Annotated in this window: 10 protein-coding genes; 3 read left to right on the forward strand and 7 right to left on the reverse strand. The window is 72.6% G+C overall.

Annotation, left to right across the window (positions count from 1 at the left end):
- Positions 1-52: 52 nt before the first annotated feature.
- Complete coding sequence (locus tag CRV15_RS08815; RefSeq protein ID WP_003955233.1) at positions 53-994, reverse strand: LysR substrate-binding domain-containing protein; 942 nt, start codon at positions 992-994, stop codon at positions 53-55.
- Positions 995-1,260: 266 nt separating this feature from the next.
- Here CRV15_RS08815 and CRV15_RS08820 point away from each other — a divergent pair, with 266 nt between their 5' ends.
- Together CRV15_RS08820 and CRV15_RS08825 are read left to right on the forward strand one after the other, a co-directional pair.
- Positions 1,261-1,815 carry a peroxiredoxin gene (locus CRV15_RS08820; RefSeq protein ID WP_003955232.1) on the forward strand — a complete coding sequence of 185 codons (555 nt, stop codon included), beginning with the start codon at positions 1,261-1,263 and terminating at the stop codon, positions 1,813-1,815.
- 4 nt (positions 1,816-1,819) lie between these two features.
- Complete coding sequence (locus tag CRV15_RS08825; RefSeq protein ID WP_003955231.1) at positions 1,820-2,356, forward strand: alkyl hydroperoxide reductase; 537 nt, start codon at positions 1,820-1,822, stop codon at positions 2,354-2,356.
- 100 nt (positions 2,357-2,456) lie between these two features.
- Here the strand turns inward: CRV15_RS08825 and CRV15_RS08830 are convergent, their stop codons facing one another.
- The 4 genes from CRV15_RS08830 to CRV15_RS08845 form a co-directional block, all read right to left on the reverse strand.
- Entirely contained in the window at positions 2,457-3,791 is a 1,335-nt protein-coding gene (locus tag CRV15_RS08830) for an AI-2E family transporter (RefSeq protein ID WP_009997429.1), read from the reverse strand.
- Positions 3,792-3,906: 115 nt separating this feature from the next.
- Entirely contained in the window at positions 3,907-4,650 is a 744-nt protein-coding gene (locus tag CRV15_RS08835; RefSeq protein WP_009997428.1) for an aggregation-promoting factor C-terminal-like domain-containing protein, read from the reverse strand.
- A 416-nt stretch (positions 4,651-5,066) separates the two neighbouring features.
- Complete coding sequence (phoH2, locus tag CRV15_RS08840; RefSeq protein ID WP_003955228.1) at positions 5,067-6,389, reverse strand: RNA 5'-3' helicase PhoH2; 1,323 nt, start codon at positions 6,387-6,389, stop codon at positions 5,067-5,069.
- Between the two features lie 352 nt (positions 6,390-6,741).
- Positions 6,742-7,503, reverse strand: a complete 762-nt coding sequence (locus tag CRV15_RS08845) for an isoprenyl transferase (RefSeq protein ID WP_029183026.1) — start codon at positions 7,501-7,503, stop codon at positions 6,742-6,744.
- A 268-nt stretch (positions 7,504-7,771) separates the two neighbouring features.
- Between CRV15_RS08845 and mgrA the strand changes: the two genes are divergently transcribed.
- Positions 7,772-8,806, forward strand: coding sequence for an L-glyceraldehyde 3-phosphate reductase (mgrA, locus tag CRV15_RS08850; protein WP_003955226.1), 1,035 nt, complete (start codon positions 7,772-7,774; stop codon positions 8,804-8,806).
- Positions 8,807-9,444: 638 nt separating this feature from the next.
- Here mgrA and CRV15_RS08855 read toward each other — a convergent pair.
- Both CRV15_RS08855 and CRV15_RS08860 read right to left on the reverse strand, forming a co-directional pair.
- A complete protein-coding gene (locus CRV15_RS08855) occupies positions 9,445-11,016 on the reverse strand; it encodes a DUF2079 domain-containing protein (protein WP_003961671.1) in 1,572 nt (523 codons plus the stop codon).
- Between the two features lie 88 nt (positions 11,017-11,104).
- Positions 11,105-11,890: a prepilin peptidase gene (locus CRV15_RS08860; protein WP_003961670.1), complete on the reverse strand. Its 786-nt coding sequence runs from the start codon at positions 11,888-11,890 to the stop codon at positions 11,105-11,107.
- Between the last annotated feature and the right edge of the window lie 237 nt (positions 11,891-12,127).

Below are 12,127 nucleotides of genomic sequence, written 5' to 3' on the forward strand. Positions count from 1 at the left end.
GGGGCCGTTGTGCGCCCCGGGCCCGGACGCGTCCGGGCGTCCGGCGTCCGTGTCACTCCGCGATGCGTACCGGCAGTGGCCGCAGCGCCCCGCGCAGCGCGGTCGCGAACTCCTCGAACTCACTGAGACGGGCGGCGCCCGTCCGCATGGCCAGGGCGATCCTGCGGGCCGGAGCGGGCTCGGCGAAGTACCCGGTCTGGAGGCCGCCCCGGCCGGTCTCCACCTCGACGGCGGTGCGCGGCAGCAGCGTCACCCCGAGCCCGCCCGCCACGAGCTGCACCAGGGTGGGCAGCCCGGCCGCGGTGGTGGTGACGGGCGTGCCGTCCTCGCGCCCGGCCTCACGGCAGATGTCGAGGGCCTGATCGCGCAGGCAGTGGCCCTCGTCGAGCAGCAGCAGCGGGAGTTCCCGCAGCGCCTCGCGAGGCAGGTCCGCCCGCCCGCCGAGCCAGTGGTCGCCCGGGGTGACCAGCACGAAGTCCTCGTCGAACAGCGGCAGCTCGGTCACCCCCGGGACACCGAGCGGCACGGCGAGCAGCAGCAGGTCGAGCCGTCCGGTGGTGAGCCCGTCCAGGAGGGACGCGGTCTGCTCCTCGTGCACCTGGAGATCGAGGTCGGGGTAGGTGTCGTGGACGAGCCGCAGCACCGTGGGCAGCAGATAGGGGGCGACGGTGGGGATGACCCCGAAGCGGAGCACCCCGGTGAAGGGGGCCCGGACCGCCTCGGCCTCCTCCATCAGCGCGCCGACGGCGTCGAGCACGGTCCTGGCGCGGACGGCGAGCCGCTCCCCGGCGGGGGAGAGCAGCACCTTGCGGGTGGTGCGTTCGAGGAGCTGCACCCCGAGGACGTCCTCCAGCGCGGAGACCGCCCCGGAGAGCGCGGGCTGGCTCATGCCGATGGCCGCCGCCGCGTCCCGGAAGTGCAAATGCTCCGCGACGGCGGTGAACGCTCGCAACTGGGCGATACTGGGCTGTTTCACCCGGTGCGCCTGGCTCATGGCCGGTCCCTCTCTCTTCGCCCCTCGTCGTCCCGCGTGTCCACTCCGTGGCCCGATTCCCCGGGTGACCCCTCTGTCTGGAATCATCGCGGGCGGGATCGGCATGGCGCGGGAACACCCCCATGGCCTCCTCGCCGAGGGTACTGCCCCGGGGGCGCGATTGATCGGCCACCCTGATCACAGTGAGCTGATTGATCGATTTCACCACTGATCGCAGATATGACAGGGTGCAGGTGTCCAACCCCTTATCACCCTGGAGTATCACCGTGCTCACTGTCGGCGACCAGTTCCCCGCCTTCGAACTCACCGCCTGTGTCTCGCTGGAGAAGGGCAAGGAGTTCGAGGTCCTGACCCACAAGTCCTACGAGGGCAAGTGGAAGGTCGTCTTCGCCTGGCCGAAGGACTTCACCTTCGTCTGCCCGACCGAGATCGCCGCGTTCGGCAAGCTGAACGACGAGTTCGCCGACCGTGACGCCCAGGTCCTCGGCTTCTCCGGCGACTCCGAGTTCGTCCACCACGCCTGGCGCAAGGACCACGCCGACCTGCGTGACCTGCCCTTCCCGATGATGGCCGACGCCAAGCACGAGCTGATGCGCGACCTCGGCATCGAGGGCGAGGACGGCTACGCCCAGCGCGCCGTCTTCATCGTCGACCCGAACAACGAGATCCAGTTCACGATGGTGACCGCCGGTTCCGTGGGCCGTAACCCCAAGGAGGTCCTGCGGGTCCTGGACGCCCTCCAGACCGACGAGCTGTGCCCCTGCAACTGGAGCAAGGGCGAGGACACCCTGGACGCCGGCTCCCTGCTGGCCGGTGAGTGACCTCATGTCCCTCGACGCGCTGAAGTCCGCCCTGCCGGAGTACGCGAAGGACCTGAAGCTCAACCTGGGCTCGGTCATCGGCAACAACGAGAAGCTGACGCAGCAGCAGCTCTGGGGCACCGTCCTGGCGACGGCCATCGCCTCCCGCAGCCCCATCGTGCTGCGCGAGCTGGAGGCCGAGGCCAAGGCGCAGCTCTCCCCCGAGGCGTACACCGCTGCCAAGGCCGCCGCCGCCGTCATGGCGATGAACAACGTCTACTACCGGACCCGGCATCTGCTGTCCGACCCGGAGTACGGCACCCTGCGCGCGGGTCTGCGGATGAACGTCATCGGCAACCCGGGCGTGGAGAAGGTCGACTTCGAGCTGTGGTCGCTCGCGGTCTCCGCCATCAACGGCTGTGGCATGTGCCTGGACTCGCACGAGCAGGTGCTGCGCAAGGCCGGTGTGGAGCGCGAGGTGGTCCAGGAGGCGTTCAAGATCGCCGCCGTGGTCCAGGCCGTGGGCACCACCCTGGACACCGAGGCCACGCTGAGCGCGTGACCTCCGTGTGATCCCCGCGCGCCGTCCCCGGCGCGCACGGACCCCCGCCGACGGGACATCGGCGGGGGTCCTCCGCTTTCCGGCGCGGGCCGGTCGGGTGCTAGCGCGCCTCGGGCGCGGGCGGGCCCGCTCCCGCGTCCGCGCGCCCCGGCGGCACGGGCGCGCCCTCGGCCCTCGGCTCCGGGAGCGCACGGGCCGCCGCCACCCGCTGTCGGCGCCCGTAGTGCCGCAGATGGACCACGACCGTGTTGGTGACCGCGACCAGCGGGACGGCCACGACCGCGCCGCCGATCCCGGCGATCAGCCCGCCCACGGCGACGGACAGGACCACCGCCAGCGGATGGACCCGCACCGCCCGGCCCAGGATGAAGGGCTGGAGCACATGGCCCTCGATCTGCTGCACGGCGAGCACCACGATCAGCACCATCAGGGCGGTGAACACGCCCTGTGTGACCAGGGCCACGACCACCGCGAGCGCTCCGGAGAGCACCGCGCCCACCAGCGGGACGAAGGCGAAGAGGAAGACGAAGACCGCCAGCGGCACGGCCATCGGCACATCGAGGAACCAGATCCCCAGCCCGATGAAGATCGCGTCGATGAGCGCCACCAGCACCGTCCCGCGCACATAAGCGGTCAGGGTGGCCCAGGCGCGCGGACCCGCGCTCGCGACCCCGGGCCTGGCCTGCGCCGGAACCAGCTTGAGGGTCCACTGCCAGATCCGCGGCCCGTCGTGGAGCAGGAACAGCGTCGAGAACATCGCGAGCAGCGCCCCGGCCAGGAACTCCATCAGCGCGGTGACGCCCTGGAGCCCGGCGGAGGTGATCTCCTCGGTATTGCTGCCGATGGTGTCGCTGAGGTTGTCGGCGAGATCGTTGATCTGGCCCTCGGAGACATGGAACGGGCCTTCGAGCGCCCAGAGGCGCAGCTCCTGGATGCCCTCCCGGACCCGGTCCGACAGGGTGTCCAGATTCTCCATCACCTGCCAGACGACGAACCAGCCGACGAGCGCCATCACCGCGAAGCCCGCGATGGCGGTCACCGCCGTGGCGAGCCCCCGGGGCAGCCCGATCCGCAGCAGCCGGGCCACGGTGGGCTGGAGCAGCGCGGTGATCAGCAGCGCGGAGGCGAAGGCGAGGACGACGAGCTGGACGGCGCTGATGACCCGCATCAGCACCCAGAGCGTCCCCGCGAGGACCAGCAGCCGCCATCCCGCCTCGGCCGCGACCCGGATGCCCCAGGGGATCACCGTGACCGGATCGGGCCGGTCGGCGGCCTCCTCCGGCTCGTCGGCCGGGCCGTCCCCGTGCTCCGTGCCGCCCTTGGTCAGGACGTCGGCGCCGGGTTCCTCGTCGCCCTCCCGCCGTTGGTTCATCCGCTCGGCGATCCGGACGATCCCCGCTCCCAGCCCGGAGTACCACCGCGGCAGTCGTGCCATGTCGTTCCCTTCCCCCTGTCTCCCCCCGAGACCGTCGACGGTACACGCAGCGAAGCCCCCCACCGTCCGGACGGTGAGGGGCTCCCGGCCCGGGGGGGCCGTGGCGCGCGCGGGCTCAGTACCAGCGGTTGGCCTGCCAGAACGACCAGGCGCCACAGGGGCTCCCGTACCGCTCGTTCATGTAGTTGAGGCCCCACTTGATCTGGGTGGCCGGGTTGGTGCGCCAGTCGGCCCCGGCCGAGGCCATCTTGGTGCCGGGCAGCGCCTGCACCAGGCCGTAGGCGCCGGAGGACGGGTTCTGCGCCTTGTAGTTCCAGGTCGACTCGCGCTGCACGATATTGCTGAAGCACTGGAACTGACCGGACGGGATGATCTGCCGGGCGATCGACTGGACCTGGGCCACGGTGTACGAGGACTGCTGGGCGAAGCTCGCGGTACCGCTGCGGGCCGCGTCACGGCTCGCCCGCTCCTCGGCCTTCTTCCGCTCCTCGCGCTCCCGCTTCTCCTTCTCGGCGCGCTCCTTGGCCTCGGCGGCCTTCTTCGCCTCGGCGTCGGCGGCGGCCCTCTTGTCCTTGGCCGACTGCGCGGCCTTGACGCGGGCGTCCTCCTCCGCGGCCTTGCGGGCGCTCGTGTCGGCCGCCGCGGCCTGGGCGTCGGCCTGCTGCGCCAACGACGACACCTGCACCGGGGCCTGCTGGCCCATCGGGATGTTGGTGAGGAGGGTCGCGTCGGCGGCCGTCGTCTCCAGGTTCTGGTTCGACGGCTGGGGGTTGCCCGAGGCGACCCCGACGACGGCTCCGACGGTGGTGACCGCGGTGGCTGACGCCACGGCGAATCCCCGGACCGAGATCCGGCTCACACGGTTTCCTTCCAGCATCGCCCGCACAGGTGACCCCGCGGACGAATCGTGCCCCTGGCACGGGCCTCCACTGCAACGGGTCACAGGAGGCGCTGGCCCGTGGTCAACTCCCCCAAGGGAGCGGCCGATACAGCTCGCGGGCGGCACACGACGGCAGGTCTTGAGTTGTACGGCATTGCTGTCGGCACCACGGATGGTGCCCTTGTGTCGTATGCGGGGCCTGACGGAAGCAAGACTTTGCCGGAACCAACGGGCGCAAGGCAATTCTTCGTTGCGTGGGAAAGGTCACACTCATTTGGCTCTGGAGTTCCGGAGGAAACCATCCACAGCGCGACGCCGCCCCACTACGCTGCTGCGCTCTCGGGGGCGGCGCCACTGATTCGTCGGTCGTACCGGATGACGAGCGGGATTCCTTACTAAATCTGTCCGTCCTCCAGCATTTCGGTCACCAGCGCGGCGATCGGGGACCGTTCGGAACGGGTGAGCGTCACATGCGCGAAGAGCGGATGCCCCTTCAGTTTCTCGACCACGGCGACCACTCCGTCGTACCGCCCGACCCGCAGATTGTCCCGTTGGGCGACATCGTGGGTGAGGACGACCCTGGAGCCCGCGCCGACCCGGGAGAGCACCGTCAGCAGCACATTGCGCTCCAGCGACTGGGCCTCGTCGACGATGACGAAGGCGTCGTGCAGCGAACGGCCCCGGATATGGGTGAGCGGCAGGACCTCCAGCATGCCGCGCCCCAGCACCTCCTCGATCACCTCCCGCCCGGCGACCGCCGAGAGGGTGTCGAACACCGCCTGGGCCCAGGGGCTCATCTTCTCCGCCTCGGTACCGGGCAGATAGCCGAGCTCCTGCCCGCCCACCGCGTACAGCGGACGGAAGACCATCACCTTCTGGTGCTGACGGCGCTCCAGGACCGATTCGAGCCCCGCGCAGAGCGCCAGCGCCGACTTGCCGGTACCGGCCCGGCCGCCGAGCGAGACGATGCCCACCTCGGGGTCGAGCAGCAGATCCAGCGCGATGCGCTGCTCCGCGCTGCGGCCGTGGATGCCGAACGCCTCCCGGTCGCCGCGGACCAGCCGGACCCCGCCGTCGGCGGTGACCCGGCCGAGCGCCTTGCCGCGTTCGGACTGGAGCACCAGACCGGTGTGCACGGGCAGCGCCCCCGCCTCCGGGAGGGTGAGCCGCTCCTCGCCGTAGAGCAGATCCACCTGTTCGGCGGTGAGCGGCAGCTCCGCCATTCCGGTCCAGCCGGAGTCGGTGATGGCCAGCTCCGCGCGGTACTCCTCGGCGAGCAGTCCGACGGAGGACGCCTTGATGCGCAGCGGCAGATCCTTGGAGACGACGGTGACGTCGTACCCCTCGGCCTGGAGGTTCCTGGCGACCGCCAGAATGCGTGAGTCGTTGTCACCCAGCCGGTAGCCGGCGGGCAGCAGGGCCGGATCGGAGTGGTTCAGCTCGACGCGGATCGTGCCGCCGAGATCGCCCAGGGGGATGGGGGCGTCGAGGCGTCCGTACCGGATGCGGAACTCGTCCAGCAGACGCAGTGCCTGCCGGGCGAAGTAGCCCAGTTCCGGATGGTGTCTCTTGGCCTCCAGCTCCGTGACCACCACGATCGGCAGCACCACCTCGTGCTCGTCGAAGCGGGTCGGGGCGCTCGGGTCGGCCAGCAGGACGCTGGTGTCGAGAACATAGGTGCGCCTGTCGGGCAGTCGGCGCTTTGTGCTGTTCACCACGGAAGGACGTACCCCCTCGGATGAGGTCGGCGCGGTGCGACGCCGTCACGGGCTGTCGGCCCTCCTGCCGCGGAGAGGCAGGGGGACCGCCCCGCCTGGGGCGGGGAGAACCGGGCTGCGGGCCCCGCTGCGCGGGCCGGGCACCGGCCCTCCACCTGGGCCGCACCGGGGGTGCGTTCCTTCGTGCGCAAAGGGCCTCCCGGGTGGGCGGTGATGTGCCGCCCACGAGATACGACGTACGGGGATCGGACGTCGACCTGCTGGGGATATGCCCTCGAACACCCGCGGCCATGCCGCCGGGTGCGGCGACGGACGGATGAACAGCCGGTGATGCGCCGTGGCGACGAGCCCGTCAGTTCCCGTAACGGCGGTGCCGGGCCGCGTAGTCGCGCAGGGCGCGCAGGAAGTCCACCTTGCGGAAGGCGGGCCAGAAGACCTCGCAGAAGTAGTACTCGGAGTGGGCGCTCTGCCAGAGCATGAAACCGGACAGGCGCTGCTCGCCGCTGGTGCGGATGACCAGGTCGGGGTCGGGCTGGCCACGGGTGTAGAGGTGCTTGGAGATGAGGTCGACGTCGACGGTCTCGGCCAGCTCCTCGACGCTGGTGCCCCGCTCGGCGTGGTCGAGGAGGAGGGAGCGCACGGCGTCCGCGATCTCCTGCCGCCCGCCGTAGCCGACGGCCACGTTCACCAGTATCCCGGTGTGGTCGAGCGTGTCCTGCTCGGCCTCCTTCAGCACGAGCTGGGTGCGGGAGGGCAGCAGGTCGAGCGTGCCGACGTGGTGGACCCGCCAGCGGCCGTCGGCGGCGAGCGCGCGCACGGCGTCCTCGATGATGCCGAGGAGGGGCACCAGCTCGTCCTCGGGGCGGTCCAGATTGTCCGTGGACAGCAGCCAGAGGGTGACGACCTCGACATCGGTCTCGGCGCACCAGCCGAGCAGTTCCTGGATCTTGCTGGCCCCGGCCTTGTGACCCGCCTCGGGGGTGCCGCCCGACGCCTTGGCCCAGCGGCGGTTCCCGTCGAGGATGACTCCGATGTGCTTGGGCACCTGGGCGTGGTCCAGCCGGCCTTCCACCCGGCGTGCGTAGAGCCTGTAGACCAGGTCACGCAGGTTCACGGAGTCCACCTCTCGGTTCGGTCGGGCTCACCCGCCGCGGGGTGCCCGGGACCGGGGCGTGGCGGTGGCTCTGGGGGTCGCTGACAGGGGTCCGCTCCGGGGCGCGGTGGCACGGGTGCCGGGGCCCGGGCGCCGGATACGGGCGGCCCGGCCGGAGACATACGGCACTCCCCGCGCCGTACGGCACCCCCTGTGGCCGTCAGAGTACTGCGCTGAGATGCACGTCTCCCAACCTGGTCTGTCACAAGTCCGTGATAAAGAGGGATGTGTGATTGATTCCTCTCCTTATCTCGCCTCGGGTGACCGTTACGACACGATGGAGTACCGGCGCAGCGGCCGTTCGGGTCTGCTGCTGCCCGCCGTCTCCCTCGGCCTGTGGCACAACTTCGGCGACGACCGCACGCTGGAGTCGCAGCGTGCGATCCTGCGCCGCGCCTTCGATCTGGGGGTCACCCACTTCGACCTGGCCAACAACTACGGGCCGCCGCCGGGCTCGGCCGAGCTGAACTTCGGCAAGCTCCTCGCCCAGGACTTCGCCCCCTACCGCGACGAGCTGATCATCTCGACCAAGGCCGGGTATCTGATGCACCCCGGCCCGTACGGCGAGTGGGGCTCCCGGAAGTACCTGCTGTCCTCGCTGGACGCCTCGCTGCGCCGGATGGGCGTGGACTACGTCGACGTCTTCTACTCGCACCGCTTCGACCCGCACACCCCGCTGGAGGAGACGATGGGGGCCCTGGCCTCCGCCGTGCAGCAGGGGAAGGCGCTGTACGTGGGTGTCTCCTCGTACAACGCGGAGCAGACCGAGCGGGCGGCGCGGCTGCTGCGGGAGATGGGCGTCCCGGCCCTGATCCACCAGCCCTCGTACTCGATGATCAACCGCTGGATCGAGGACGACGGCCTGCTGGACACGCTGGAGACGGCGGGCATGGGCTGCATCGCCTACGTCCCGCTGGCGCAGGGGCTGCTCACCGGGAAGTACCTCCAGGGCATCCCGGAGGGCTCGCGGGCCAGCCAGGGGAAGTCGCTGGACCCGGCGCTGCTCTCGGACGAGGTGGTGCGGCGGCTGCGCGGGCTGAACGAGATCGCCGCCCGGCGCGGGCAGTCGCTGGCGCAGCTCGCGCTGAGCTGGGTGCTGCGGGACCCGCGGATGACGTCGGCGCTGATCGGGGCGTCCAGCGTGGCGCAGCTCGACGAGAACGTGGCCGCGCTGTCGGCGGCGCCGCTGACCGAGGCGGAGCTGGCGGAGATCGACGAGTTCGCGGTGGACACGGAGGGTGTGAACATCTGGGCCAGGCGCTGAGCCCCGCCGGGGCCGGGCCCGGGGCCGCCGGGCCCCGCGCCGCTCCCGCCCCGGGCCGCCCGTACGCCGGGCCGCCCGGAAAAGAAACCGGGCCGGTCCGTGGGGGGGGATACGGACCGGCCCGAGGGGGGGTTTCCACCATAACGCCTCACTGGTGCTGATGCGCGCCACCCCGGGAACCACCGCATGTCGCGGGCGCTCCGCCCGTCGCGGCCCGCCGCTCCCGGCCCCGCCCCGCACCGGGCGGACCGCCGGGAGCAGCGCGTTTGCGGGGGCCGTCCCTCTGAAGGGGGACGCGGACGGGCGGGCGCCGGGTTGACGCGGGCCCGGACGTCCGGCGCGCGGCGGCCGGGAATCCGCCCGGACGGCGGATGCCCCGGCGCACCGGGGCCGCGGGGCGGGCCGGGGCAGGTCGCCGTCCCGGTCCCGTCGGCGGTGATCCGCTCCACAGGGGTGCGGCCCGGCGCTGCGGCGGCCCCGGGGCCGGGCGCGGCGCCCGGCCCGCCGAGCGGGTGCCCGGGTCCGCCGCCCGCTCCCGCACCCGTCGGCCCGGTCGCCGCCGTCCGCCGCCCTCCGCCCGCTACTCCCCGCCCGTCGCTCCCCGCAGCGGAGGGTCCCGGGGCCGGGCGCCCGCGGGATCAGCGGCCGTCGCCCGCCGCCGGCCGCGCGGGGCCCTTGCGCAGCAGGGTGACGCCGTCGCGGTGGGCGACCCGGCGGTAGCCGTACGAGCGCTCGGCCGCGGCCAGTTCGGCGGCCTGCTGCTCGGCCGGGTAGGGCCAGTGGCCCCTGCGGTAGGGCCATGCCTCCGGGGCGCTGCTGTCGTGGACGATCCACTCGGCGGTGGGGCGCGGCAGCCGCTCGCGGTCGTAGCGGTAGAGCCGGGCGTCGACCGGGAACGCGGGGAAGAGGACGACCTCGCAGCGGGAGGTGAGCTGGGGCGCCAGCCGGTTGGACGCGGCGACACTCGCCCCGTCCGGGATACGGGCCAGCAGCGCGCGGGCCGCCGTGATGTGCGCGGTCGTCCGCCAGGTGGCGCGCTGGGCGAGCTGGGCGAGCGGGAAGGACGGCAGCAGGACGGCGGTCACCGCGAGCGCGGTCAGCAGCGAGGAGCGCACCTGCCGGACCCCGCCCGCGCCCGCGCCCCGGGTGCGCCAGGGCCGCAGGGCGTCGATGAGCCCGGCGAACACCACGGGCATCAGGACGGCGCTGTAGTGGAACGAGGTGCCCCAGTGGAACGCGTTCTGCGACAGCATCCGCCAGGCGAGGGTGGGCACCGCCAGCAGCGCGATCGGGGAGCGCAGCGCGAGCAGGGCGGAGGGGGCGAAGACGAGAACGAGGGTCATGGCCTTGATGTCCGGTCGCAGCGCGTCCAGCGGCGCGGACAGTACCGCGGTGAGCAGCGAGGTGTGGGGGCCCTCGCCGAGGTTGACCCCGTGGGCGTAGCCGCCGGCCGGGTGCAGTGCGGGCAGCAGCAGCCGGATCTCGACGGCGGAGGCGAGCACTCCGGCGGCGGCGGTGAGCAGACCGAGCCTGCGGGGGCCCTTCCAGGCGACGACACAGCCGACGGCGGCGAGCGTGAGCCCCAGATCCTCCTTGATCAGGACGAGGGGGGTGGCCCAGGCGACGGCGGCGCGCCAGCGGCCCCGGCCGAGCGCCGTGGCGGCGGCGGACAGCAGCGGCACGGCGAGGGCGACCTCGTGGAAGTCGAAAGCGGCGGCGGACGCGACGCCCCAGCTCAGCCCGTAGCCGAGGGCGACGGCGTGGGCGGCCCTGCGGCCGAGCGCGGTCAGCGCCCAGGACACGAGCGGGACGACGGCGACGGCGAGCAGCGCGGACTGCGCGGCGAGCAGACACAGGGGTGAGGGCCAGAGGCGGTAGAGGGGGGCGAGGACGGCGAGCGCGGGGTGGAAGTGGTCGCCGAGGAGGTTGAATCCCTCGCCGCGCAACGGGGCGACGGGCGGGCGCAGTTCCGCGTAGGCGCGAATCCCCTGCTCGAAGATGCCGAGGTCGTAACCGGTGGTCCGCAGCAGCAGATGACGGCGGACGGCGACGGTGGTGTAGAGCGTGAAGAGGACCGCCGCCCAGCTCCAGGGGAGCAGGGCGGCGGGCACCCGGGCGGCGGGGCGTGGTCCGGTACGCGGCGCGGGGACGGGGGGCGCCCCGGGCGATGCCCCGCCATCCGTGGCCCGTTCATCAGGAAATGTCCGCATGCGTCATGACTCTAGAGGGGTATCGGGGCCCGGCCGACTCAGACGGGGGCGTGTCCCCGGCCCGCTGTCGGGTCCGCCCGCCACCGGCTCAGCCCGCCACCGGGAGCGCACCGAGCAGCACTCCGGCCAGCGCGCCACCGATCATGAACGGGCCGAACGGGATCGCCGTCCTGCGGCCCGCGCGCCCCAGCGCCATCAGCGCCAACCCGTACAGCGAACCGAACAGGAACCCGGCGAACGCCCCCATGAACAGCGTCCCCCAGCCGTACCAGCCCAGCACGACCCCGAGGGAGAGCGCGAGCTTCACATCCCCGAACCCCATACCGCCCGGGTGGATCACGAACAGCGCCAGATAGGCCGCCCCCAGGACCACCCCGCCGAGCAGCGCGCCCGACCAGGACCCGGCCGCGCCGGGGAGCCGCGCCGCAGCGCCCAGCAGCACGGCGGCGGCAGCCGCGAGCGGCAGGGTCAGCCGATCCGGCAGCCGGTGCACCCGCCGGTCGACCACCGCCAGCAGCACCGCGAAAGGGGCCAGCGCCAGCCAGACCGCCAGCTCCGGGCGGCACCCGGTGGCAGCGGCGAGCGCCGCGCAGGCCAGCGCGGCCACCGGAACGGCGGCGGGCGCACCCCGCCCCGGGCCGCCCGGCCCCACCGGACACAGCGCACAGCGCACCCCACCGAGCCAGCCCCGCACCGACCCGCCGAACGGATGCCCGTCCGGACAGGTGTCCCGCCACTCCTGCCCCGCCCGGACGGACAACCGGTACGCGGCACGGGGGATGAGCAGCCCGGTGACGGCTCCCCACAGGGCGGCGACAACGATCAGGGCGGGGTACACGGCGACGAGCGTAAGGGGCGGACCCAAGGCCGTCATCCCCCCCTTTTTTGTGGCTCGGTTCACCTCCGGGGCGCTGAAGCGTCTGCCGACGGTCGACCGTGCTCGGCCGCTCGTTCCTCACGGCCTGCGCGCGCTCTCCACTTTCGGCACCCGCGGCACCCCTTCGGCTCACTCGCCGCGGGGTCGAGGCAAACGCCCGGCCCAAGAGGCGGGGGCGCGCTCTCCACTTTCGGCAGCCACACGCCCCGATGGCTCACTCGCCGCAGAGGCAGG

Source organism: Streptomyces clavuligerus, assembly GCF_005519465.1.
GTDB lineage: Bacteria > Actinomycetota > Actinomycetes > Streptomycetales > Streptomycetaceae > Streptomyces > Streptomyces clavuligerus.